Genomic DNA, 26486 nt, shown 5'->3' on the forward strand with positions numbered 1-26486 from the left:
CTTATACCTTACGGTTACAGGGCCTTCGTCTTGCTTATTCGTCCGGTTCGTTTCATAGCCATTCCTTCTTGCGGAAAACATAGAGCATCCCACAGCCTAAAGTCAACATAACGCCTATAACGCCATAATAGCCATATTTCGTATGAAGCTCGGGCATATGATCAAAGTTCATACCGTAGATTCCGGTAATTACGGTCAGGGGCATGAATATTGTTGTAATCGCAGTAAATACTCTCATAATTTCATTCGCGCGGTTGGCGATACTGGATTGGTATGCCTCTCGTAAGTTGCCCATGAGATCGCGATACGTCTCAAAGGTTTCAGATATTTTAACCGCATTTTCATAAATGTCGCTAAAATATTTCTGCAGCTGATCATCGATCAGACGGAGGTCTTTTTTATTTAGGGTATTGATCACTTCTTTTTGTGGCCCCAGCATTTTCTTCAACCATAGAATTTCACTTCGCAGACCGATAATTTCACTGAGATGTGACTTCTTGGTATGCATGAGGATATCTTCTTCCAGCTTCTCAATCCGAGCTTCAATTCGGTCGCCGACGGAGAAATAGTTATCAACGACAAGGTCAATTAGCAAGTAAAGGAACATATCCGGTTCACTTACTTCTTGCTCCCAGAGCATAGGCTTCAGGATTCGTAGTTCATTGATCTTTTGTTTCGTGACAGTGATGATGTAATGTCTTCCAAGGAATACATTGAGCGCCCGTAGAAAAATTTCTTCATCGTCAAAGCGGATGCTATTTACAACTATAAAGTAGTGACTTTCGTATATTTCGATCTTTGGACGCTGATCCTCTTCGCTAAGGCAATCCTCAACAGCAAGATCATGTAGGTTGAACAAGGGCTGAAGCAGCTCCAAATCCTCAACATCGGCGTCAATCCAATAGAACCCTTCCGTTGGGGGTGTTAGTGTTTCATCAATTTCATCAATAGGTGTAAAAACCCCTGCATTTACCAGCCGGATTTTCATCTGATTTCACTCCTCCTATCCCCAGGTCTTCACTAGGGACTGCTAAATTAAGCACAGAGAAAAAAATCAGCTTGGCCGGCGGTACAATCAATACATAGGGCCAAATGACGTTTCGAGGGCATGAAGAAGAACTGCTCCCGCCGCCGGCAAGCTGATGATTATCCTGTGTGGTTGCTCATTCTGTACACATATTTGCGAGCTCGGGTCGCCTTCCATCCTTCTTCTCACCTCTTCTTTTCGTTCAGGTATGAAATACTTGTCTAGTATAACAACGGAGTATGCCTCTTTCAAGCAAATTTATTGTGATTTTGAGGCTTCTTCAGCATTGTATGGACTTGACGAAAAGGAGGTTCATGATTTAAAGTGAATTTTAAAGTAATTTAATTGAATACAGCTAAATCTTATCAAGAGCAGGTGGAGGGACTAGCCCTATGAAACCCGGCAACCGGCGTGTAAACGCACGGTGCTAATTCTTGCGGAATTTCTGCAGACGTCTAATCGTCTTCAGGAACATTCTGGCAGATGAGAGAGGCACATATGACTGTAGATATGACCTTTCTCGATTTCCGAGGAAGGTCTTTTTATGTTCAGCAAGCCGCAGTGCGGCAAAATAACTAAATTCAGCTAAGGAGTGGAAAGACAATGCCAATTAAAATTCCCGACAGTTTACCGGCGAAAGAAGTACTATCCGGAGAAAATATTTTTGTGATGGACGAAAGTCAGGCTTTCCATCAGGATATCCGTCCACTACGGATTGCTATTCTGAACCTCATGCCGACTAAAGAGACGACAGAGACTCAATTGCTGCGTTTAATTGGAAATTCGCCACTACAAGTTGATGTTACTTTATTGCATCCGCGTTCCCATATTTCCAAGAATACTTCTGCTGAACATTTGAAGAGCTTTTACAAAACCTTTGACGAGATCAGCCACCGCCGTTTGGATGGTTTAATCGTTACAGGTGCTCCTGTAGAACAAATGGAGTTCGAGGAAGTATCGTATTGGGAAGAACTGAAAGAGATTTTTGAATGGAGCAAGGACAATGTGACTTCAACCATGCATATTTGTTGGGCGGCACAGGCAGGCTTATATCATCATTTTGGTGTTCGTAAAGTGGCATTGCCTGAGAAATGTTTTGGCGTCTTCTCTCATACGATTAATCAAAATAACATTAAACTGTTGCGCGGCTTTGACGAGGTATTCCATGTACCACACTCTCGTCATACCGATGTCTCCCGTGAAGATATTGAGAATAACCCAGATCTGCAGATTCTGGCTGAATCCGAAGAAGCTGGTATGTATCTAGTGGCTACAAACGACGGTAAACAAATATTTGTGACCGGACATTCCGAATATGATCCTCTATCCTTGAAATGGGAATATGACCGTGATGTGTCTAGAGGGATGGAGATGGCTTTGCCGAAACATTACTTCCCTAAAGATGATCCAGAACGTACACCTCCAGCAGTGTGGCGTGCGCATGCCAATTTATTATTCTCTAACTGGCTCAATTACTATGTATATCAAGAAACGCCTTATGATATCGACCCGATTGTTTATTGATAATAGCGCTACAATATAAATTAGGAGGCATTAATCATGGATGACAAACTTAGGATTGAAAGTAGACTGGCTCAAATAGGTTCTCAAGAAGATCCTGCCACAGGAGCAATTAATTTTCCAATTTATAATGCAACGGCATTTCGTCATCCAAAACTCGGTCAAAGCACAGGGTTTGATTATAGCCGCACCAAAAGTCCGACCCGTTCAGTGCTTGAGAATGCAGCTGCGGAACTGGAATCTGGAGATGCAGGATTTGCTTGTAGCTCTGGGATGGCAGCGATACAAACGGTGCTTACCTTGTTCGCTCAAGGCGACCATCTGATCGTTTCGCTGGATCTTTACGGCGGTACCTATCGTTTGTTGGAACGGATTATGTCCAAGTTTGGAATCACTGCTTCTTATGTAGACACGAATGATTTGGATGCACTGGAAGCTTCGCGTCGTCCAAATACGAAAGCTGTATTTATTGAAACGCCAACGAACCCACTTATGATGATCACGGATATTGAAGCCGTATGCACTTGGGCACGTCACCATGGGTTACTTAGCATTGTAGATAATACGCTGCTGACTCCATTCTTCCAACGGCCTATAGAATTAGGTGCGGATATTGTAGTTCATAGCGCTACTAAGTATTTGGGTGGTCATAATGATGTACTGGCAGGCCTGATTGTATCCAAGGGTGTAGAATTATCAGCTGAATTAGCTATTCTACATAACTCTATTGGCGCCGTGCTCGGACCAACAGACAGTTATCAGTTGATGAGAGGCTTGAAGACATTGGCGCTGCGTATGGAGCGTCACGAAAGCAATGCACTAGCGATCGCTCACTACTTATTAGAGCATCCAGCGATTGCGGAAGTGTTCCATCCAGGATTGCCTGATCATCCAGGACATGAAATCCAGAATCGTCAATCTTCAGGCAATACCGGTATTTTTTCTTTCAAATTAAAAGATGCCAGATACGTAGAGCCGCTTCTTCGTCATATTCGTCTTATTGCATTCGCAGAAAGCTTGGGCGGCGTAGAGTCACTTATGACTTATCCGGCTGTACAAACACATGCTGATATTCCTGTGGAGATTCGAAATGCTGTGGGTGTAGATGATCGTTTGCTGCGCTTCTCCGTCGGTATTGAACATGCAGAGGATTTGATTGCTGATCTTGGCCAAGCACTAGAGGCCGCTAGGGCAGAAATTGAGTCCAAGTAACAGGAAGAAATGTTCAATCGAGTGTTAGTGGAGAAATAGAGTATAACTAGCAGTATCGCTTAGTGCGATGCTGCTTTTCTTCTGGATAGGAATTTGCGAAGAATGTAAAAGCATTTTTCAAGCTGTTCAGATTGTGATACGATGAGGAAATGAACTGTTCAATTGTATGAGAAAGGGTTGTCACCTTGAAAAAAGAGACAACATTTTTTCTTCCTGTAATTTTGTGATTCTACCATACCCCTAAGGGTTTAGAAGGAGGATGCGAACGATGAGTGCGATAGATCTTATTTTGGACAAAGCCCTACGGGGTGAACGTCTCCAATTGGAAGATACCATCCGGCTGTTCGAGAGCAACGAAATTGAGAAAATGGGTGCAGCTGCAAACACCATAATGGAACGCTGGCATCCAGACCCGATGGCCACGTTTGTAATTGGTCGTAATATTAACTATACGAATGTATGTGATGTCTACTGCCGTTTCTGCGCATTTTATCGCAGACCGGGCTCTGATGAGGGTTATGTATTGCCGGATGAGACGATTTACCAAAAAATCGCTGAGACTATCGCTGTAAATGGTACAGAAATACTGATGCAAGGCGGTACGAACCCAAATCTTCCTTTCAGCTATTATACCGATATACTTCGCGGAATTAAGCAACGTTTTCCTGAGATTACAATGCATTCCTTCTCTCCTGCTGAGATTATGAAGATGAAAGAAGTATCTGGATTATCGCTCGAGGAAGTTGTGCGTGAAATCCATGCTGCTGGCTTGGATTCACTACCAGGTGGGGGAGCGGAAATTCTCGATGATCGCACACGCCGCAAGATCAGCCGACTTAAAGGCTCATGGCGCGAGTGGATGGACGTAATGCAGACAGCGCATAAGATCGGTATGAATACGACAGCTACGATGGTCATTGGACTTGGTGAGAGTATGGAAGAACGGGCATTACACTTACTTCGTGTGCGTGAGGCTCAGGACGAGTGTATTGCCAACAAGTATGATTCAGAGGGTTTCTTGGCCTTTATCTCTTGGACATTCCAACCGGACAATACTAACCTGAAGCTGGATAGACAAACGCCTGAAGAATATCTGAAGACGGTAGCCATTAGTCGCCTTGTTCTAGACAACATTAAGAACTTCCAGTCCTCTTGGGTAACAATGGGACCAGAGGTCGGCAAGCTTTCCCTTCAATATGGCTGCAACGATTTCGGCAGTACAATGATTGAAGAAAATGTAGTATCTTCTGCGGGCGCGACCTACAAGGTCAATATCGAATCGATTACTCAGCTGATCCGCGAAGCAGGCAAAATCCCGGCACAGCGGAATACACGCTACGATATTCTGCGCGTGTTCGATGATGCTAATGCGAAGATTGATAATGATTTCATCATGCAGAACTAATATATAAATTAAATCAGCGCTTGTTGCTCGTTAATCCGTTTTGTGGATGATTGAGCAGCAAGCGTTTTTTTGTATGGTTAAGATTTCGAAGGTTTATTTTACCTGTGAACATAAATTCATTATTTTATTACATTTTTGTATACACATTATTATCCAAAAGTGATATCATAATCATATCAAAAGAATATCTTATGGGGGTGCTTTTTATGAAGGAGAAGACGCTTCGTCCTGTCAGCGGATTTTGGGTTATCGCATTAATTGCAGTTTGTTTGGCTGGTGGAATCTATGGTGCTGTTCAGGAGTATATTGCAGTACCGGTCATTCTGTTCGTTGTATCAGCAATACTATGTACGAGTATTACGGTTGTACAACCTAATAAGTCGGTTGTAGTCACCTTTTTCGGCAAATATGTAGGGACTATTGCAACGAGTGGACTGTTCGCAGTTATTCCGTTCAGCGTACGTAAGACGGTTTCCCTACGCGTTCGTAACTTTAACAGTGTGAAGCTCAAGGTCAATGATGTTGAAGGTAATCCGATTGAAATTGCTGCAGTTATCGTCTTTAAGGTGATTAACTCCGCTAAAGCCCTCTTTGATGTAGATAAATACATGGCTTTCGTAGAGATTCAGAGTGAAACGGCGCTGCGTCATGTAGCCAGCAAATACCCTTATGATAACTTCAATGAATCTGGGATGTCCTTACGTGCCAATGCAGATGAAATTGCTAAAGAATTAGCGACTGAGCTTCAAGAGCGTTTGTCCTTATCTGGTGTAGAAGTCATTGAAGCCCGGCTTACACATTTAGCTTATTCAACAGAAATCGCCAGCACCATGTTGCAGCGGCAGCAAGCTTCTGCCATTCTGTCTGCTCGTCAAATCATTGTTGAAGGTGCAGTTGGCATGGTCGATATGGCGATTAAACAGCTTAAAGAGAGCGGTGTAGTGGAGCTTGATGAAGAACGTAAAGCGGCCATGATTAATAATCTGATGGTGGCGATCGTGTCGGAGCGCGGAGCGAGTCCGGTCATTAACGCCGGCTCGTTGTATTAAGGCGGTGCATCATGGCGGCCAAGAAAAGCTTTCCATTGCGGATCGATCCGGATCTGCATGAGGCGTTGGAACGTTGGGCGGGAGAGGAATTTCGCAGTGTAAACGGACATATCGAATACTTGCTGCGTGAGTCTTTGAAACGTGCAGGCCGCTTACCTGGGAAACGCCGAGAAGAGTAACCTGTTAAGGACAGTTCTAGCGCTATTTCCTGGCTGCAGAACTGTCCGTGTAGGTGACTGTTTCCGCGGTTTACAAAATTTTGCCCCCTCTACAGACTTGACTGTCAGAGAGGACAGATTTATAATTACTCCATAATTCACGTTAACAGCTTTGACAAAGATATGAATGGATTGTTCTGGACCGTATCAGAGAGAGGGAACATAGGCTGTAATTTCCTCCGGTATCCTACTATCGATTTACCCCTTTGTAGCTGCGGTTATGAATTCTCTGAAATGGGATAGTAAGAACCGCCGGTTCATGGTCGTTATTCCATGCTTACGAAGGATTCTGACTCGACTCTGCTTTAAGAGCAGATTGAGAGAATCGAATTTGGGTGGAACCACGGGTGCAATCGCTCGTCCCTTTGCGGGACGGGCGTTTTTTGTATGCGTGGATATTTCCGTTTCGAAAAATTTAAAATTGTTGTTTGGCTTAAGGAAATGAAGGAGGAAATTAAAATGGTAAGTATTAAACTTCCGGACGGCTCCGTTCGGGAATACGCAGAAGGTAGTAATATTGATGATGTAGCGGCTTCTATTAGTAGTGGACTTCGCAAGAATGCGGTGGCAGGGAAATTGAATGGCATTGTCGTGGATCTGTCCACTCCGCTAGAGGAAGGCGCATTGATAGAAATCGTAACTTTGGATTCACCTGAAGGCTTGGAAGTTATGCGTCACAGTACTGCCCACTTGATGGCGCAAGCTGTAAGACGTTTATATGGAACAAAGGAAGTTAAGCTTGGTGTAGGTCCTGTTATCGAAGATGGCTTCTACTACGATATGGATTTGGAACATCCGCTTAATCCTGAGGATCTGCTAAAGATTGAAAAGGAAATGGATCGCATTATCTCTGAGAACCTTCCAATCGTACGTAAGGAAGTTAGCCGTAAGGAAGCGCTCCAAATATTCGGTGAGCTAGGCGATCCTTACAAACTTGAACTAATTGAAGCATTGCCTGAAGATAGTGTGATTTCGATCTATGAACAAGGCGAATTCTTCGACTTGTGCCGTGGACCACACTTACCGTCGACTTCTAAGATCAAAGTCTTTAAATTGATGAATGTAGCTGGTGCTTACTGGCGCGGCGATAGCAAGAATAAAATGCTTCAACGCGTATACGGTACAGCTTGGATTAAAAAAGCGCAGCTCGATGAGCATCTTCGTCTGCTTGAAGAAGCCAAGAAACGCGATCACCGTAAGCTGGGTAAAGAGCTTGAAATCTTCACATTTAATCAATTAGTAGGCCAAGGCTTGCCGATCTGGCTGCCTAAGGGTGCTAAACTGCGCAGTATTCTGGAGCGTTACATTGTGGATCTGGAAGCAAGTCTAGGATACCAGCATGTATATACTCCGGTTCTTGGTAATGTTGAACTATATAAAACTTCTGGACACTGGGAGCACTATCAAGAGGACATGTTCCCTAAAATGACTATTGATAATGAAGAATTTGTTCTCCGCCCAATGAACTGCCCGCATCACATGATGATTTATAAGAGCTCCATGCACAGCTATCGTGATCTGCCGATCCGTATTGCTGAACTGGGTATCCAGCACCGTTATGAAATGTCAGGAGCATTGACTGGCTTGCACCGTGTGCGTTCGATGACTCTTAATGACTCCCATATTTTCTGCCGTCTGGATCAAATTAAAGGCGAGTTCATTCGTGTAATCGAGTTGATTAAACAGGTATACAGTGACTTTGGTATTAATGACTACCGTTTCCGGTTGTCTTATCGTGATCCTAAGGATACTGAGAAATATTACGCTAATGACGAAATGTGGGAAACTGCACAGCGTATGTTGCGTGAAGTTGTAGAAGAAGCTGGTCTGCCATTCTACGAAGCAGAAGGCGAAGCTGCTTTCTACGGTCCTAAGCTGGATGTGCAGATCAAGACTGTACTAGGCAAAGAAGAAACTCTCTCCACTGTACAGATCGACTTCTTGCTGCCTGAACGCTTTGAATTGGAATATATCGGTGACGATGGTCAGAAACACCGTCCAGTTGTTCTACACCGCGGTATTTTAGGTACTATGGAGCGCTTTGTTGCTTTCTTGTTAGAGAACTTTGCAGGATCACTGCCGCTTTGGCTGTCTCCACAGCAGGTTAAAGTTATTCCTGTTTCGACTGCCTTCGACGATTATGCTAAGGAAGTTACAGACAAGCTGCGTCGCCGTGGTATCTCTGCTGAGGCAGATTTGCGTAATGAGAAGCTTGGCTATAAGATCCGTGAAGCTCAGCTGGAGAAGCTACCATACATGTTCGTAGTTGGCGAGAATGAGATGAATGCCGAGACAGTTTCCATCCGTAAGCGTGGAGAAGGCGATATGGGAGCTAAGCCGCTTCAAGAAGTTATTGAGCTGCTGGCTCAGGAAATTGCTGACCGTGTAATCTCCTAATTACTTGTAATAATCAACACCAAAATTACGTCTAATAACGACCTCTGTCATATGCCCGTAAGGATCGAAAATTGATCCTTATGTATAAAATTTTGTGAATCGGGAAACCTTCGCTAATAAGGGGGAGGTTTATCACATGAACAAAATGGGCATATTTCAGAGGTTTTGGTGTCTTTTCGTCACAATAGTCCTACTGTTGACTGCTGCAGGTATCATTCCTGAATCCAAGCATCAAGCAGTTGTGGCCAATGGGACAGAAGACACATTACAGCACACAGATATTAGCAAAACGCTTTCGAACGAATTGCAACATACTCAGGCTAACTCAGGTTCAATGAGAACCAAAGATCAACAAGCTATTCTCACCACTGGCCGTGCTACCTTGTTATCAAACGAGCCATATTCCAGCGTACCGATCGTTCCTGCGACAACAAAAAATAAACCAGTAGCTACAAAGTCACCACAGAGCACTAAAGCTCCAACTACCAAAGGGAGTGGGGGTACAGGCTCTTCAAAATCGCCGAATTCTATTCCCGTAGCTGCGCCAGCTCCTGACCAAATTATTACTTCAATGAAAGTGATGGCGACGGGTTATACTGCGGGTTATGAATCTACAGGTAAAACATCTAAACATCCCGAATACGGAATTACCTATTCAGGTGTTAAAGTACGTAGAGATAAGAACACAGTCTCGACTATTGCTGCTGACCCTAAGGTAATCCCGTTAGGGAGTATACTTTATATACCTGGTTATGGATACGGCATCGTCGCTGATACAGGATCTGCCATTAAAGGGCGAAAGATTGATTTGTATTTTGCTACTACGAAACAGGTGTATAAGGAATGGGGCAAAAAATCAGTTGTAGTTCAGCTCATTAAGCGAGGAAACGGTACATGTACAGAAGTGATGCTGAAGAAGCTTACTCAGGCGATTGAGACTTACAATGCTGTACCACAATCCCTGCTGGAAGAATCCATTTAAGATATAGCGGTTATATTTCAATGAATTTGGTGGATTGAACTTAATTTCACTTGGTCATGCATAATAGTGACATCACCTTGCCATAATACGGACTGGGGCAGAGCAATAGCCTCATCCGAGATGTTCTCTTAGTAAGCATTATCTATGCTGCATAAGGGATAAGGGAGGTGAATTCCGTGGCTAATAATAAAAAGTCTAAAGTTCAAGAAAACTACAAAACACCGAATGAAAAATACAATGCTGAGTTTGCTGTTGAGAATGACGGCACAACTAAGCAAAGTGGAAATACTTCTAAACCAGCTCAGAAACCGCAACAATAATGCGCTACTGAAGCAGAAGACTGCTGAATAAAGAGACTGTCCCAAATCAGTTTATAACTGAGGGACAGTCTTTTTTTTATATTTCATATATAATGAAGTAAATAGAATATTAACCCATTCGTCTCGGTCTAGAGACTGAGTGGAAGTTCCTTCTCTCGCCGCTGTTTATGAGCGCTTACTTCCTGTAGACTAAGGCTATAAGATTGAAGAAGAGAGCGTTCCACTAATTTAAAGGGGAAATGGAATATGAAAAGAAGGTTCACAAGTCAGATTTTTGGCGGCTTGATCCTGATAGGGATTGGAGCCATGTTTCTACTTAGACAGTTGGGTTACACCGATTTCAGCTTAGGGTATTTAATCTCAAATTATTGGCCTGTTATCTTGATCCTCATGGGGATGAAGCGACTCCTGGGTACGGGAGACGAACATCAAAAAGGTGGATCTTCACCTATCGGCGGTTTTTTCTTTCTGGCGATCGGAGTATTCTTCCTTGGACGAAATTTGGACTGGTTCGATATTTCAGCCGGGGATTTTTTCAAAATGTTCATTCCAATCATGCTTATTGGTGGCGGTCTTTATGTGATTTTTAAACCACGAGGTTCAGTACCACCAGTGCCACCTGCGCCACCGTCACCACCTGATTACTTTCCTCCAGGAAAAAGCTCGCTAGATGTGGAGCCGCCAAAACCGCTGGATTCCACGCTAGATGAACAATTCGAGCAGAAATTCGGCAAACCTTCTGGTGGGCGAGAATGGAATATTAATCTGCAAAAAGATGAAGAAGAGGATGAGGACGGAACTGGAGCTTTTAAGTCCACCGCTGAATCACGTTGGCAGGAGAAACAGGAGCGTCATGAGCGCAGACGTCAGGAACGTCACGAGCGTCACGCTAGAAGACATGGGGAATGGCATGAGGAGTTCCATAAGACAGAGAGTAACAACAAGGAGTCAACCAATCGCTCTGCTTTTATCGGGGATGTTCACATGGGTCGCGAGCACTTTCAACTGAAGAACACAAATGTCTCGCAGTTTATAGGTGATACTGTACTGGATCTGACGAACGCGCAAATTGCTTATGGAGAGACGAGGATTAATATCTCCGCTTTTATAGGCGACATCAAGGTGTACATTCCGAATGATATGGATCTTGGAATCTCAGTGAACAGTAGTTCATTTATCGGCGATATGGAAGTTCTGGATCAGTCTCGGAGTGGATTTATGAGCAGTGTTCAATGCAAGACGCCTTATTATAAAGAAGCGGGCAAAAAAGTCCGCATTAACGTAAGTGCTTTTATAGGTGACATTAAAGTTAAAACGGTGGGTTAGATGGGAACAATCTTTAGTAATACCAAATGGTTGTTGTTGTTTTACTTTTTGCTCACTGGAGCCGTAAGCGCGGGGTTGATGTATGCAGGCACTTGCCTTGGGTATATCGAAGTAATGGATTATCGCATGTGGCTGTACTTATGTCTGGGGATCGTGTTGTTCACTGTTGTAATCGGCTATATGGCAGGTCAGCGCATTCAGCGCCGGATTGATCATCTGGATCTAAATATGCTGCAGGTGGCAAAAGGGAATCTGTCCGTACGTATGCCAGAGAGTGATGACCAGTCTTTTGCGAGAGTGTACCATGAATTTAATGTCATGATGGATACGGTTGAGAACAAGATGAAGCTTCTGCAGCGTTTAGGTGAACAAGAAGTTATTGAGAAGGAACAGGCAGCGGAGAGTGCGGTGTTGGAGGAAAGAAGACGTATGGCCCGGGATTTGCATGATACGGTGAGCCAACAGCTTTTTGCCATCCATATGTCGGCTTCTTCGCTGCCTAAAGTGCTGAAGGTTAATGAAGCTCAAGGTCAATTGGTAATGGATCAGTTGATTGCAATGTCACAGATGGCACAAAAGCAGATGAGAGCACTTATTGCACAGTTGCGACCGGTGGAGCTGGAAGGCAGGAATCTCTTCGAAGCACTGGAAAAATGGTTCCCAGATTATTGCCGCCAGAACGGCTTAAAAGGAATGAAGGAGCTTGAGCTGCAAGGAGAATTATCTGAGGCTATTGAACATCAGTTATTCTTGATTATCCAGGAGGCTATGGCGAATATTGTCAAGCATGCTGAAGCTAGACTGGTCAGTTTATCACTGCGTGAAGGGTCAAGACAGGTTGTGCTGAGTATTAGCGACGACGGTCAAGGTTTTGAACATATACAGCAAAAACAGGGATCATACGGTCTTACCACCATGCGCGAACGTGCGGAGAAACTGGGTGGACAAGTGGAGATTATCAGCCGAAAGGGTGCGGGAACGACCATACGCGTACATATCCCTAAGTTTGTGCAAGGGAACTCTGAGTTAGAGGAAAAAAGAGCATTAGGAACAGATACAGAGGACGAGGAGGAATAGAGCATGAGCGTCATAAGAGTGTTGCTCGTGGATGATCATGATATGGTGCGGATGGGTCTTAAAACATATCTGATGCTGGAGCCGACGTTTGAGGTTATAGGAGAAGCAGCAAATGGACAGGAAGCGCTGGAGATGCTGCGTGCTGGCGGACATGAAGGCTTACCCGATCTCGTGCTAATGGATCTGATGATGCCTGTGATGAATGGTGTGGAGACTACTCGTGCAGTGCTATCGGAATTTTCTGGTCTCAAAATCGTTATCTTGACCAGCTTCTTAGAGGATGACCTCGTCGTGGACGCTATAGAAGCTGGAGCAGTCAGCTATGTGCTCAAAACCGTATCGGCAGAGGAACTGATCTACGCACTGCAAGGCGCATTTCGCGGTATGCCAGTTATGACTGGTGATGTATCGCAAGCGTTGACACGTGGCATTCGCCAGCGTACAGTGCAAGGTGATTCCTCCGGCTTGACGGAGCGTGAGAAGGAGGTCTTACTGCTCATTGCTGAGGGCAAGACCAATAAGGATATCGGCGAGGAACTACATATCAGCATCAAGACAGTGAAGACGCATGTCAGTAACCTACTGATGAAATGCGAGCTAGATGATCGAACCCAGTTGGCTATTTATGCTCATCGGAAGGGTTGGGCTCAGGGTTAGGTTTGTTGTTCAAGATGATTTGGAGTAGTTTATGGGGGCTTAAAAGTAAGTTATAGGGAAAACTTCCCTTTAAATCTTGATTTCTTGTGGTTTTTGGTTAATTATAATCGTTGTTTGTTCCTTGTTCTTGGACTTCGTTCATGGACGTCGTTCTAGGGTTTTGTTCTAGGTTGTATGTTGGAAGTTCGGGCCGCGTTGTTTTCTGCGCCCGAGCTTCTTTTTTACATACCTGCCTAGGGATTGGGTATCAGAGCGAAAAGTTTACGTCCGTCCTTGAAATCATGTTCCACTTGCAGGGTCAATTCATAGGAACATGATTTCAACAGCGGTGTAGCCTGAAACCCAGTCCTGACCAACAGCGTGCGCCTTTTGAACCAAATCCCGTCTATTTGCCTATATCTTTTATCTCCGCTTAAATTGTTTTTAATGTGACCTTAAGGTTTAAAGTACAAAATTAAGAAACAAGAAAACAAATTAATCCTTGTCAGGCGACAGGATGCAGGAGGTAAATAAACATGGACGATAACAAAAACAACTTTAATCGAGACAATGGACCAGCACCAGATCGGGATTGGGACAATAATAACCATAATAGCAATAATAATCAGTCATCCGAATCCGGATCATCATACTACTATTCTTATGGACCATTTAAATCATTGAACAAAGATGAAAGTAACGTAGACGGAAGTGCTCAGCATTACAACCGGATGGAGCCGGAGCGGGTCGAGATTACACCTCCACAGCCTGTAAAACAACTCCCATATAACAGTTCATATCGCAGTACAGGCTTCGATGGTAATGGCGGTGGACGTGGAGGAAACGGCGGAGGTGGTTCTGAAGGTGGCGGTGGCTGGCAGTTTAATAAAAAGCCAAAAAGCTCAGTGAAAACTATATTTGTTTCCTTCTTAGCGGGTATGGTCGTTCTCTCAGGTTCTATGTTCATGGCAGATCGAGGCAACTGGTTCACAGGGGATGCAACAACCATTGCAAGCTCAGGATCGAATGGAACGGCGAAGACGACGAATGAGAGTGCTAGTACTACACCTAATACTACCACTACATCATTGGTGAAAGGATCTCGTGATGTGACTGGCGTAGTTGATGCGGTTGGACCAGCAGTAGTCAAGATTGAGACGCTAGTGAAATCCGGTTCACGTAATGGAAGTTCATCCAGTCCGAATTTGAGTGATCCGTTCTCTCAATTTTTCTTCGGGGATCAATACGGTGGAAGTGGTTCTTCACAAAATGAGCAGGACTCGAAGTCAGGTTCAAATTCTTCATCGCAGCTCATCCCTTATGGAATTGGAACAGGCTTCATTTATGAGAAATCCGGATATATTTTGACCAATCAGCACGTCATTGAAAATGCCGATGTTATCCAAGTTACAGTGGATGGCGTGACCAAACCATACGAAGCGAAATTGCTAGGTTCTAGCAAAGATCTGGATTTGGCAGTACTGAAGATTGAAGGAGATACTGATTTTCCTACAGTTGCTCTGGGAGATTCGGATAGCTTGAAAGTAGGCTCAGAAGTGGTTGCTATCGGTAACCCGCAAGGCTTCGACCATACAGTAACCTCTGGTGTTCTTAGTGCAAAAGGACGCAGCATCGATATCAACGAAGAAGACGGTAGTGGAACACGCAACTACAAAAACCTGCTGCAAACGGATGCTTCTATCAACCCTGGTAACTCCGGTGGTCCGTTGCTCAATATGAATGGACAGGTAATTGGTATGAACGTAGCTGTTAGCACAGATTCCCAAGGTATAGGTTTTGCTATCGCTGTGAATACGATTAAAGAAGTCGTAGATAAACTCGAAGCGAACCAAGCGATTCCAAAAGAACCCGTACCATTCATTGGTGCAACGCTTATGACGATTACAGATGAAGTAGCTAAGCAAATGGGCACGGATATTAAAGAAGGTTCTGTAGTTGCAGACATTATCTTTAAATCGCCAGCGTATGCCGCTGACTTGCGCCCTTACGATATCATTACAGGTGCAAATGGAACAAAATATGCAACAAACCAAGATCTGATCGCTTTCATTCAAACGTTAAAAGTCGGTGACAAAGTAACGCTGAATGTGGTGCGCGATGGTAAAAACATGGATCTTTCCGTAACAATCGGCAACAAAAATGATTTTGATACGACTACTGGGCAAAGTCAGCAGCAATAACACCGGACGGTGAATAACGCGGAAGGGGCAACCCTTCCGTTTTTTGTCTAAACATGGTGTGACTGCTACAATATAAATAAATAGAAATGAACAATGGGGGCTGCTTGATGCGACCGAATATTCTTATTATTGATGATGATGAAAAAATTATCTCCATGCTGCGCCGGGGGTTAGCTTTTGAAGGTTACGATGTAAAGACAGCGGTGAATGGAGCGGATGGTTTACGAGCAATCCTAAGCAGCGATCCGGATGTGGTGATTTTGGATGTTATGATGCCACAGGTAGACGGATTTGAAGTCTGTCGTCGTTTGCGTGAAGGAGGCAGTAATGTGCCTGTTCTAATGCTTACGGCCAAGGATGAAATTGAGCATCGTGTGAAAGGGCTTGATCTGGGTGCGGACGATTATCTAGTTAAACCATTTGCGCTGGAAGAATTACTTGCACGTGTACGAGCGTTACTACGGCGTAAGAGTGAGCAAAATGGCGGCAGTGAGCAAGCGGTTACTTACGAGGATATTACCTTGGATGTGGATTCACGTGAAGTGACACGCGCCGGCAAGAGACTGGAGCTGACAGCGAAGGAATTTGAGCTGCTACATCTCTTTATGCAGAATCCGAAACGGGTGCTTTCGCGGGATCTGATCATGGATAAAATATGGGGTTATGATTACAGCGGTGAATCTAATGTACTTGAGGTATACATAGCTATGCTACGCCAAAAGACGGAGGAGCATGGCGGTAAACGCCTCATTCAAACGATCCGGGGTGCCGGTTACATTCTAAGAGGTGACAACTAACATGTCTATAAGATTGCGGCTGACTGCTTGGTATTCAGGGATTTTGGCCGTTATGCTGCTGGCCTTATCAGCCGCAATTTACGGTTTTGTCTATTTTAATACGTATGGGGACTTGAAGGATCGTCTGAAAGTGCAATCTGAGCAAACGAAACTTTTATTTAGCGTTGATCGCTATAATGGTGAGCTGAAACTTGGCGGAGTCGGTCCTGAAAACTCCAATTTATATACGCAAATTTATACTTATGGCAGCAAAAGCTTGTCACAATCGACCAATATGATTAACTTTGGCCTACGGTTTGATTATCCTGCTAAAGATAAAATTGCAAAAGGATTTCGTAATGTTGTTGTGGACGGCAATCAGTTTTTGATCTACGAGATGCCTATCGAACTAGAACATTATAATAATAATCCAGTGGCTGTATTACAAGTCGCTGCCTATGTGAATGAGCAGAATAAGCTCTTGGAGCGTTTGAAAAATATATTGCTTGTCGGTTCTTTTGCTACCTTGATCGCGGCATTTACCTTTGGTTTATTCCTGGCCCGTAAAGCGATGAGTCCTATTGGAAAGGTGATTGAAGCTGCAAACGGTATCCAGACTGGGACAGATCTAAGCTCCCGAATTGAATATGATGGACCTCCGGACGAAATAGGTCGTCTAATTGAGACTGTCAATAACATGCTTGGGCGTATGGAAGGATTCTACACAGAGCTTGAGGATTCGTATGCGGCTCAGCGTCGTTTCGTATCGGATGCTTCACATGAGCTGCGGACACCACTCACAACCATTCGTGGGAATATCGATCTGCTGCAAAAAGTATGGGAGCTGGAGCCGGGCCAAGGGAAGATGAGCGAGGCTGAAATTCGCCAGCTCTCGATGGAATCGGTGAAGGATATCGCGGACGAGTCTAAGCGAATGAGCCGACTTGTAGCAGATATGCTCTCGCTCGCTCGTGCTGATACAGGGCGAACCTTCGAGATAGAGCCGGTGGCACTGGAACCAATGATGACTGAGATCGCGCGTAGGGCATCCTTCCTGCCTCGTCAAGCGGAGTGGGTTACAGGGGATATGTCCGTCTTAAATGGAAAATATGTTGTGGGTAATAAGGATTATTTACAACAAATGTTATTTATTTTTATTGATAATGCTTTTAAATACACGCCTTCTGGCGAGGTAAGTTTAGATACGATTTTCTATCAGAATCAGGTTGGTATTCGGATCACCGATACGGGGATAGGTATGGATAAAGATGAGGTTCCATATATTTTCGACCGTTTCTATCGTGCAGATGAATCACGTGGAATTACAGAAGGAATTGGGCTTGGTTTATCCATTGCTAAATGGATTATTGACGAGCATGGTGGGTCTGTGGAAGTTGTTACACGCCAAGGCGAAGGAACTACTTTTGTGATCTGGTTGCCGCTTCTCTTTGCTCCGCCGCTGGAATAGGGTATAATTTAAAGTGTGTCCTATTACAGAAGTCAACGAAAGCAGAAAGTTGGTGAAGTCATGGAAGTCATTAAAATTTCTCCCCGGGGATATTGTTACGGAGTAGTCGATGCTATGGTAATGGCACGGCAGGCTGCGCAAAATCTCGATCTTCCCCGGCCGATTTATATACTGGGCATGATTGTTCATAATAGTCATGTTACGAATTCGTTTGAGGACGATGGCATTATTACCTTGGACGGTCATAATCGTCTGGATATTCTCGATAAAGTAGACAGTGGAACCGTTATATTCACTGCTCACGGAGTTTCACCTGAGGTACGCAAGATGGCTAGGGATAAAGGATTGACTACGGTCGATGCTACCTGTCCTGATGTGACAAAGACGCATGATCTCATTCAGGAGAAAGTCGATGACGGTTATGAGGTTATTTATATCGGCAAGAAAGGCCATCCGGAACCGGAAGGTGCTGTCGGCATTGCGCCAGAGCATGTGCATTTAATTGAAAAAGAAGATGAGATTGCAACTCTATCCATTCCTTCTTCACGGATTGTAATTACGAATCAGACCACTATGAGCCAGTGGGACATTAAAAATATTATGAAAAAGCTACTAGAGACCTTCCCAGGTGCTGAAGTGCATAATGAGATATGTATGGCTACTCAGGTGCGTCAAGAGGCTGTAGCGGAACAGGCGGGTCAATGCGATCTAGTGATTGTCGTTGGCGATCCACGAAGCAACAACTCTAATCGTCTGGCACAGGTGTCGGAAGAGATCGCAGGTGTTCCTGCTCATCGGATTTCTGATATCTCAGAACTAAACACCGACTGGCTGAAGGGTGTAAATATTGTGGGGGTTACCTCTGGCGCGTCTACACCTACACCAATTACCAAAGAAGTTATTAATTATTTGGAGCAGTATGATTCCGAGAATCCCGAGACATGGGAGATCAAACGTACTGTGAATATGGCGAAATTACTTCCTCCGGTTAAGAATAAGAGCGCAAGTACTACTTAAGCGCTGTAAGCGAACTTATATATTTGTGTTAGGACAAAAGCGCGTAACCTCGTCTATCGAGGTTACGCGCTTTTCTATTTAGAAAAAGCGGTTTCATCTTATAAATCAGGAAATAGGATTGACGGTAAAGGATTTTTAGAGTAAAATCGCTTTATCGGTTAAAAGCATAAAAGCTTAAAAGCTTAAAAGCTTACACGCGTCGTAGTGTGAGTGTGTTGAGCGAAATTATTATAAATTTTAAGTGTAGAGAGGAAGTTATTAAAATGATCGTCATTACATCCAATCAAACGCCAGAAGAGCAGGTTAAAGATATTATTGCAGTTATCGAAAAAGAGGGTCTGCAGGTACATCTCTCTAAAGGTGCAGATCACACTGTTATCGGTTTAGTAGGAAGTGTCACTCCTAAGCTTGCAGAGCATTTGCGGCAAATGAAGGGTGTGGAGAACGTCGTAAAGATCTCCAAGTCTTATAAGCTAGCTAGCCGTGATTTTCATCCAGAGGATTCCATTATCGATATCAAGGGTGTGAAGATTGGTGGAGAGAATCTGGTGATTATGGGCGGACCATGCGCCGTTGAGTCTCCAGAGCAGATTGATGAGATTGCCCGTCTGGTTAAAGCTTCAGGTGCTCAGGTACTGCGTGGAGGCGCGTTTAAGCCCCGTACAGGTCCATACAGCTTCCAAGGCGTAGGTGTAGAAGGTTTGACTATGATGGCTGAAGCAGGAAAGCGTCATGGCCTATTAACCATTACAGAGGTTATGACACCAGAGTATGTGGATATTTGTGCAGAGCATGCTGACATCCTCCAGGTCGGTACACGGAACATGCAGAACTTTGATTTATTGCGCAAGCTGGGTACTTGTGGAAGACCTGTCCTTCTGAAACGCGGCTTCAGTGCAACCTATGATGAATTGCTCAATGCAGCGGAGTACATTCTGGCAGGCGGAAATAAGGATGTAATGCTCTGTGAGCGTGGTATTCGTACATTTGAGACTTACACACGCAATACGCTGGATCTATCGGCTATTCCGGTTCTACAAAGCTTAAGCCACCTTCCGGTAATCTCTGACCCAAGTCACGGCACTGGACGTCGTGAGTTAGTTGAACCTATGGCTAAAGCTTCGGTTGCAGCTGGTGCAAATGGTCTAATCATCGAAATGCACACAGATCCGGACAATTCTATGACAGGTGACGGTGTTCAATCGTTATTCCCTGAGCAGTTCGATAATCTGCTTAAGGATCTAGAAAAGCTTGCTCCGATTGTTGGACGTAAGTTTTCAACTTCGCCAGAAACCGTTTCGGCGCTATAATTTTTAAGAATATAACAACCTTGGAAGTCCTCTAAACCCGCGGTACAGCGGGATAGTAGGGCTTCTTTGCTATTGGATAAGTTAGAAATGTTATGAATATTAGCGAAAATAATGGATTTCACGAAAGCGTTAGAATATCTTACATTGCTGAAAGAAATACCTGACATAAGCATTGACGATGTTAGGTATGAGATTTATAATGACGACAGCAAATAAAAATGAAACAAGAACATTTGCATACTGTGAGGGGCTTAATGTTCGGAACTTGGGGGAGGAAAAATTCATGTCGGTTGAAAAAGTGTTGCAAACAATTAAAGAAAATAATATCGAGTGGGTAGATTTTCGATTCGTAGATTTAGGTGGCCGTGCTCACCACATTTCTCTGCCTGCTTCTGAAGTGGAAGATGAAACTTTTGTAAATGGGGTAGCATTCGACGGTTCTTCCATCAAAGGATTCCGTGGTATTGAAGAATCAGACATGGTTATGATGCCTGATCCGAACAGTGTGTTCATTGATCCGTTTACAGCTCATCCAACGCTGAACGTTATGTGCGACATTTTCACTCCTGATGGTGAACGCTATGAGCGCGATCCTCGCGGTATTGCTGTGAAAGCAGAAGAATTCCTTCAGAAGAGCGGAGTTGGAACATCAGCATTCTTCGCACCTGAGTCTGAATTTTTTATCTTTGATGATGTTCGTTACGAGAGCGGTATGAACAGCTCCTCATTCTTCGTAGACTCTGAAGAAGCGGCTTGGAATACGGGTCGTAAAGAAGAGGGCGGCAATCTTGCATTTAAAGTTGGCGTTAAAGGTGGATATGTACCTGTAGCACCTGTGGATTCCCAACAGGATATCCGTAGTGAAATGTGTCGTCTGCTTGCTGAAGTGGGACTGCGCATTGAGCGTCATCACCACGAAGTAGCAACTGCAGGCCAAGCGGAAATTAACTTCCGTTTTGATACCTTAAAGAAAACTGCTGATAATCTCATGACTTATAAATATATTGTACAAAACACTGCACGTCAGTACGGCAAAGTAGCAACCTTCATGCCAAAACCACTGTTTGGCGATAATGGCAGCGGAATGCACGTACACCAATCGATCTTTGACGGAGACACTCCTTTGTTTTACGAAAAAGGCGCTTATGCTAACTTGAGCGAAATGGCTCTTCACTACATCGGCGGTATTTTGTATCATGCACCAGCTTTGATCGCTTTGACTAACCCAAGCACCAACTCCTTTAAACGTTTGGTTCCTGGTTACGAAGCACCGGTTAACTTGGTATACTCCAAAGGAAATCGTTCTGCAGCAGTTCGTATTCCAGTAGCAGCTGTGACACCGAAGGGCTGTCGTATCGAGTTCCGTACACCGGACTCCACCGCTAACCCTTACCTGGCATTCTCCGCAATGCTGATGGCAGGTCTGGACGGAATCAAAAACAAGATCAACCCACAAGAACTGGGTTACGGTCCTCTGGATAAGAACATCTACGAATTGTCCGATGCAGACAAAGAAAAGATTCGCAGCGTTCCAGGTAGCCTGAGCGAAGCACTTGATTCTTTGGAAGCTGATTACGAATTCCTTACAGAAGGCGACGTATTTACTAAGGACTTCATTGATAACTATATTGCTCTGAAACGTTCCGAGGCTCAAGAGGTTGCGATTCGTGTTCATCCACATGAATATTCTCTGTACTTCGATCTGTAAGATTGCTCAAATCATATAAAGCTTTAACAAATAAAGGTGTTCCTAAGTCATGGAAATGACTTAGGAACACCTTTTGTATTGATCCTAACAAAAATGAGGATATCTTTGGCCATTGATATGGCTAAGGATATCCTCATTTTTGCTTCTATAGTTTAATATTCTGCCCAGTAGTTCCGCTTTAATTAAGTAGAGGTATCACTTAGGGATCTATACTAAACCCCGCTCAGGAGCTCCGCAGGATTCTCTTATGATGAGCTCTGGCTCGACGCTGAAAGAGCTCGTGCCTGATTGATTGTTTATTAGATCATACAGCATTAACGCGGCTAGACGACCGATCTTATCTTTATTTTGCTTAATCGTAGTCAAGAGTGGTGTTGTGTAATTGCAGGCTTCGATATCATCACAGCCAATAATCGCGACGGTTCCAGGAACAGCAATAGCAGATTCCTTTAGGGCACGCATAGCCCCAATAGCAAGCTGATCAGAAGCCGCGAATATCGCTCTGGGCAAGTTTCCATTCGAAATCATTCTACGCATGGTCTCATAACCGCTGGCTTCAAAGAAGTTGCTGCCGTTTAAGAACCAGTTTTCGTTGATCGGTAGTCCTAAATCTTCAAGTGCTTTGCGGAAACCACTTTCACGTATATTGGAGATTTCTGACTCAGAGGAGCTGCCGATATAACCAAGTTCTCGATAGCCTAATAAGTAAAAATGTTCGACCACCTTGGTAGACAACTTAAAATTATCAGACATGATATAACCCGAATTGTCGCCCGACAGCTTTAAATCTACGCCGATGCATGGGATAGAACTATTATCCAATTCGCTGATGGAGGTTTCTAGCTCTTGTCCGGTAATAAGTAGGCAGCCATCCACATTAAAATGCAGACAACGGGCAAGATAATCATTAGTATCGCCACTTTGAAATTTTTCGTTAGAGAAAAAGATCAGGTCATAACCTAACAGTCCCATTTGTTTTTTGAAGGAATTTAGAACTTCGATGAAAAAAGGGTGGGTAAAGTCAACGTTCAGCATTCCTGCAAAAATAACACCAATTAGATTCGATGATTTTGTAGCTAGTGTTTTTGCTGAATTGGAGGGAGTATATCCAGTTTCCTTTATAATTTGTTGTACCCTAGTCTTGGTGTCTTCCGAAATATCGCTGTAGTTATTTATGATTTTAGATACTGTCGAAACAGAAACTCCAGCTATTTTCGCTATGTCTTTAATGTTATAGGCCAACTTTAGTCCTCCTTATAATGCGAAATACTCCGTAATCTATGATAAAAGTATAGTTGAGTTAAACTTTTTATGGATTTCAAATATGAATTACGAAACGTTTTCGTAAATGATTTTATAATTATATAGGTAGATAGTCAATGGGATCTTTGGCGATCAAACACATAAATCCTTGATTTTAAAGGGTTTTGGAGGATTCTAGTTCAAAAATAGTTCAAAGATAGAGAATAAAAAAAGACTTTACAAAGATAAATAACGATGTAATAATAAAAACAACGAAACCGCTTTCTGTATTATAATCGCTAAAGTTTCGTAATTTCAGGAATTAAGATGGTGTTTCGTTAAGAGGTCATACAAATCATCTGGGGGGTAACAAAAATGGTAAAGAAGCTTTCTGCGGTATTGTTGAGCTCAGCGCTAGTGCTCTCATTAGCAGCATGTGGAAGCGGCAACAACACAAATGGTGAGGCTACTTCGGGCAACGGAACAAGCAAGCCCGCAAACGGTGAGAAAAAGGTTATTAAAATCTTGCACTGGAAACAAGAAAACATTAACAAGGTCATTACAGACATTAATAAGAAGTTTGAAGAGAAATATCCAGAATACAAGATTGAGTACACGACGACAGGTCCGGACGATGAATTTAAACAAGCACAAAGAGCAAGAATTACAGCTGGTGACGTAGACGTCCTTGCCGATTTGTCCGGTATGAGATTGTCTCCTAAAGATTGGACACCAGGTGCGAAAGTGCCAGACTGGCAACAATGGATTGATTCCGGTTTGATTGCTGATCTGAGCAACGAAGCTTTCGTTAAAAACTACAATGCGAATGATATTGCCAAAGCGGGTACTTACAACGATAAAGTGTATGCGATCCCAACCGGTAAAGTAGCAATGTCAGGTTTCTTCTATAATAAAGAAATTTTTGAACAAAACGGTTTGACTGTTCCAACAACATGGACAGAGTTCATCAGTGTTCTAGATACTTTGAAATCCAAGAGCATTGTACCAATCGTAGTGGCTGGTAAAGACGTATGGCCTTTGAAACTGCCAGTGTTCGGTTTGCAAGCTAAGATTCTAGGTGGCGGCGACCAACAAAAATGGATTGAAGGCGTTTGGAAAGGCACTTCGGCGTTCAACGATGCTGAGGCTGTAGAAGTATTGGATAAAATGAAGACCCTTCAAGATAACTACATCATCGATGGTTTCTTGGGTATTGACTATGCAACAGCACCTTCGTACTTCGCAACAGGTAAAGCAGCTATGATTGCTGACGGAACTTGGGATGCACCTACAATCGCTGCGGCAAATCCTGATGTGAAATTCGGATACTTCCCAATCCCAGCTACTGAAGATGCTGCTAAGAACGCTTCTCTTGTCGGCAAATACGATGTAACTTGGTATGCAGCAGAAAAAGGTCCGAACAAAGAAGGCGCATTGAAATGGTTGGAATTCTTCTCTGAACCAGAAAATTACACGGAATATGTTAAGGCTGCCGGATTCGTACCAACACAAGATAACATCGCAACTGGCAGTGACTTCATTGACAACGAACTTGCCCAATACATGGCAGAAGACTTTGAACTTGCTTATGAAATCATAATGATTAACCGCGACAATGTAGGCGAGCACATTGCTGCTGAAGGCGTTCACACTGAATACCTGGCACCAGGCGGCGAATTCAAATCCGCTAAAGAACTTGCAGATGTACAACAAAAAGAATGGGAAGCGGCAGCTCCTAAATAAGCTGTTATCCTAATAAACAGACATCTACAACATACTGTGCACCATCATGTACTACAACATCGGGGTCTGTTCGTACAGACCCCGATCATTTTATTGAATTAGGATTGGGTAGGTGAGAGAAATGTATCCGTTCGGAAAAGGTATAAAAAGATATTTACCGCTTCTGCTGCTTATGATTCCATTATCGTTGTACGTTATTTTTTATTTTGGACCCTCTATGATGACGGTCATTTATTCATTTACAGATATTACTAACGTTCCAGGAAGCAAATTGAATTTCGTAGGCCTTGACAATTATTACAGTGTTTTTAACTCCGGAAATTCAGGCGAACGATGGGATTCCATTATACGAACCGTTTATTTCATGGTCATTGTTACAATCGTACAAAACGGTGTCGGTCTCCTTATGGCCGTAGTGATTAATCAGAAGCTGAAAGGCGATTATTTTTATCGCGCAGTTTTCTTTTTGCCGGTTGTGCTCGGTGTATCGGTAGTTGCACTGGTATGGGGCTTGATGTTCGATCCGCTAAGTGGTCCCGTAAATCAACTGTATGATTCATTGTTCGGTTATAAAGATATGTTCTTTGGAAGCTTCACCCATGCGTTTGGTTATATAATATTCACGCAAATTTGGATGTATATGGGTTACTCCATGCTGATTTTCCTTGCAGGTCTTCAATCCGTTCCGAAAGATCTGTATGAAGCTGGATATATTGATGGAACCACGAAGTGGCAATCATTTAAGAACATTACGTTCCCACTTATTGCTCCATCGTTCACCATTAATATTATTTTGTCCATTATCGGTGCGATGTCGACCTTTGATATTATTCTCGCAACTACGGACGGTCGCTTTAACACAAGAACGATGGCTTATGACGTGTATAAAGAGACGTTCCGTGGTTCTCTACAGATGGGACTTCCATCCGCGCTTTCTGTGGTGCAGTTCCTTATGATTCTGGTCTTCGTTGTATTTGCAGTTAAACAAATGCGTAAGAGAGAGGTGGAGTATTAATGAAAGATTCCAAAACCGCCAAAACTCTCTCCTATATTCTGATTGCAGTATTGCTTGTTTTGTATATCATGCCACTATTGTTTGTAATAAACATTTCATTCAAGTCTTTTTCGGACTATTTGCTAGACCCGATCGGACTTGTGAAAAGTATTCAATGGGATAATTACAAGGAAGCTTGGTTAAAAGGTAATTTCTCTAATTATTTCATTAACAGTTTGCTGTACACAGTTGTAGCAACAGTGCTAACACTAATCGTGTCGTTATTCGGAGCTTTCCCGGTGGCGAGAAATTATGTGAAGTGGAGCGGGTTTATTTATTTGTTCTTCTTGATGTCACAGTTCTTGCCTAACCCTATGGTTGCACAGTTCAAATTGATGCTTACCTTGAAACAAGAGCTTGGATTCGTGGGCTATGATACGAAGCTGGGTTATATTCTCCTGAAAACAGGAGGAACAGGGATCGTCTTCATGATGTTCGTAGGTTATATTAAAGGGATCAGCCGTGAGATGGACGAAGCTGCAGGTATGGATGGTGCTGGGTATATGCGGTATTTATTCCAGATCATTATGCCACTGATGAAACCTGTTATCGCAACAGGTGTTATCCTGACGGCGATTACCATTTGGAATGACTTTGTAGGTCCAATCATGTATTTGCCAAGTCCGGAACATTATCCAATTACCTTCGGGCTTAAAGAATTCCGCGGTCAATACGGAAACAACTGGCCTATGTTGGCGTGCGGTATCATGATCGTATCTGCACCTCTTATCGTCCTGTACACCTTCATTCAAAAGTATATTGTTGACGGTGCATTGGCAGGTGCGGTTAAAGCTTAA

22 protein-coding genes and 1 riboswitch are annotated in these 26486 nt (G+C 43.5%); of the genes, 20 read left to right on the plus strand and 2 right to left on the minus strand.

Features of this window, described 5'->3' with window-relative positions:
- Positions 1-52 precede the first annotated feature (52 nt).
- Positions 53-988 (minus strand): magnesium/cobalt transporter CorA, encoded by a 936-nt coding sequence (gene corA, locus MKY19_RS08235; RefSeq protein WP_042125638.1) that lies wholly within the window; start codon positions 986-988, stop codon positions 53-55.
- A 398-nt stretch (positions 989-1386) separates the two neighbouring features.
- Positions 1387-1517, plus strand: a riboswitch (SAM riboswitch).
- A 113-nt stretch (positions 1518-1630) separates the two neighbouring features.
- On the opposite strand from corA, the gene metA reads away from it, so the two are divergent.
- The 17 genes from metA to glnA all read left to right on the plus strand — a co-directional run bounded on the left by metA (position 1631) and on the right by glnA (position 21650).
- Positions 1631-2551: a homoserine O-succinyltransferase gene (gene metA, locus MKY19_RS08240; RefSeq protein WP_339269813.1), complete on the plus strand. Its 921-nt coding sequence runs from the start codon at positions 1631-1633 to the stop codon at positions 2549-2551.
- A 36-nt stretch (positions 2552-2587) separates the two neighbouring features.
- Positions 2588-3760, plus strand: coding sequence for an aminotransferase class I/II-fold pyridoxal phosphate-dependent enzyme (locus tag MKY19_RS08245; protein WP_076284218.1), 1173 nt, complete (start codon positions 2588-2590; stop codon positions 3758-3760).
- A 268-nt stretch (positions 3761-4028) separates the two neighbouring features.
- A complete protein-coding gene (gene mqnC / locus MKY19_RS08250; RefSeq protein WP_042125644.1) occupies positions 4029-5165 on the plus strand; it encodes a cyclic dehypoxanthinyl futalosine synthase in 1137 nt (378 codons plus the stop codon).
- A 206-nt stretch (positions 5166-5371) separates the two neighbouring features.
- A complete protein-coding gene (locus MKY19_RS08255; RefSeq protein WP_042186213.1) occupies positions 5372-6214 on the plus strand; it encodes an SPFH domain-containing protein in 843 nt (280 codons plus the stop codon).
- Positions 6215-6225: 11 nt separating this feature from the next.
- A complete protein-coding gene (locus tag MKY19_RS08260) occupies positions 6226-6393 on the plus strand; it encodes a toxin-antitoxin system HicB family antitoxin (RefSeq protein ID WP_042186214.1) in 168 nt (55 codons plus the stop codon).
- A 498-nt stretch (positions 6394-6891) separates the two neighbouring features.
- The gene (gene thrS / locus MKY19_RS08265; protein WP_076300071.1) at positions 6892-8829 is read left to right on the plus strand and encodes a threonine--tRNA ligase; all 1938 of its coding nucleotides are present in this window, start codon (positions 6892-6894) and stop codon (positions 8827-8829) included.
- A 136-nt stretch (positions 8830-8965) separates the two neighbouring features.
- A complete protein-coding gene (locus MKY19_RS08270) occupies positions 8966-9811 on the plus strand; it encodes a 3D domain-containing protein (RefSeq protein ID WP_256716342.1) in 846 nt (281 codons plus the stop codon).
- A 176-nt stretch (positions 9812-9987) separates the two neighbouring features.
- Positions 9988-10131 carry a hypothetical protein gene (locus MKY19_RS08275; RefSeq protein ID WP_156114753.1) on the plus strand — a complete coding sequence of 48 codons (144 nt, stop codon included), beginning with the start codon at positions 9988-9990 and terminating at the stop codon, positions 10129-10131.
- A 246-nt stretch (positions 10132-10377) separates the two neighbouring features.
- Positions 10378-11457, plus strand: coding sequence for a cell wall-active antibiotics response protein LiaF (gene liaF / locus MKY19_RS08280; RefSeq protein WP_339269817.1), 1080 nt, complete (start codon positions 10378-10380; stop codon positions 11455-11457).
- On the plus strand, positions 11458-12534 hold the full coding sequence (locus tag MKY19_RS08285) for a sensor histidine kinase (RefSeq protein ID WP_339269819.1): 1077 nt from the start codon (positions 11458-11460) through the stop codon (positions 12532-12534). It abuts the gene before it with no gap.
- A 3-nt stretch (positions 12535-12537) separates the two neighbouring features.
- A complete protein-coding gene (locus tag MKY19_RS08290; RefSeq protein ID WP_339269821.1) occupies positions 12538-13191 on the plus strand; it encodes a response regulator transcription factor in 654 nt (217 codons plus the stop codon).
- A 515-nt stretch (positions 13192-13706) separates the two neighbouring features.
- Positions 13707-15371 carry a trypsin-like peptidase domain-containing protein gene (locus tag MKY19_RS08295; RefSeq protein ID WP_149645836.1) on the plus strand — a complete coding sequence of 555 codons (1665 nt, stop codon included), beginning with the start codon at positions 13707-13709 and terminating at the stop codon, positions 15369-15371.
- 107 nt (positions 15372-15478) lie between these two features.
- Positions 15479-16168 (plus strand): response regulator transcription factor, encoded by a 690-nt coding sequence (locus MKY19_RS08300; protein WP_094870519.1) that lies wholly within the window; start codon positions 15479-15481, stop codon positions 16166-16168.
- A 1-nt stretch (position 16169) separates the two neighbouring features.
- Positions 16170-17615 carry a HAMP domain-containing sensor histidine kinase gene (locus tag MKY19_RS08305; RefSeq protein WP_339269825.1) on the plus strand — a complete coding sequence of 482 codons (1446 nt, stop codon included), beginning with the start codon at positions 16170-16172 and terminating at the stop codon, positions 17613-17615.
- A 60-nt stretch (positions 17616-17675) separates the two neighbouring features.
- Entirely contained in the window at positions 17676-18632 is a 957-nt protein-coding gene (locus tag MKY19_RS08310; protein ID WP_149645838.1) for a 4-hydroxy-3-methylbut-2-enyl diphosphate reductase, read from the plus strand.
- 263 nt (positions 18633-18895) lie between these two features.
- Positions 18896-19942, plus strand: coding sequence for a 3-deoxy-7-phosphoheptulonate synthase (gene aroF / locus MKY19_RS08315; RefSeq protein ID WP_339269827.1), 1047 nt, complete (start codon positions 18896-18898; stop codon positions 19940-19942).
- A 283-nt stretch (positions 19943-20225) separates the two neighbouring features.
- The gene (glnA, locus tag MKY19_RS08320; RefSeq protein ID WP_042186233.1) at positions 20226-21650 is read left to right on the plus strand and encodes a type I glutamate--ammonia ligase; all 1425 of its coding nucleotides are present in this window, start codon (positions 20226-20228) and stop codon (positions 21648-21650) included.
- A 207-nt stretch (positions 21651-21857) separates the two neighbouring features.
- On the opposite strand, the gene MKY19_RS08325 is transcribed toward glnA, so the two are convergent.
- Entirely contained in the window at positions 21858-22892 is a 1035-nt protein-coding gene (locus tag MKY19_RS08325; RefSeq protein ID WP_042186234.1) for a LacI family DNA-binding transcriptional regulator, read from the minus strand.
- Between the two features lie 375 nt (positions 22893-23267).
- On the opposite strand from MKY19_RS08325, the gene MKY19_RS08330 reads away from it, so the two are divergent.
- From MKY19_RS08330 to MKY19_RS08340, 3 genes are all read left to right on the plus strand, one after another.
- Entirely contained in the window at positions 23268-24635 is a 1368-nt protein-coding gene (locus tag MKY19_RS08330) for an extracellular solute-binding protein (protein WP_339269829.1), read from the plus strand.
- 121 nt (positions 24636-24756) lie between these two features.
- A complete protein-coding gene (locus MKY19_RS08335) occupies positions 24757-25650 on the plus strand; it encodes a sugar ABC transporter permease (RefSeq protein ID WP_042186236.1) in 894 nt (297 codons plus the stop codon).
- The gene (locus tag MKY19_RS08340) at positions 25650-26486 is read left to right on the plus strand and encodes a carbohydrate ABC transporter permease (RefSeq protein ID WP_042186238.1); all 837 of its coding nucleotides are present in this window, start codon (positions 25650-25652) and stop codon (positions 26484-26486) included. Before MKY19_RS08335 ends, MKY19_RS08340 begins: the two co-directional genes overlap by 1 nt.

The sequence above is a fragment of the Paenibacillus sp. FSL R5-0744 genome (assembly GCF_037972555.1).
In the GTDB taxonomy this organism is placed as follows: Bacteria; Bacillota; Bacilli; order Paenibacillales; family Paenibacillaceae; genus Paenibacillus_AQ.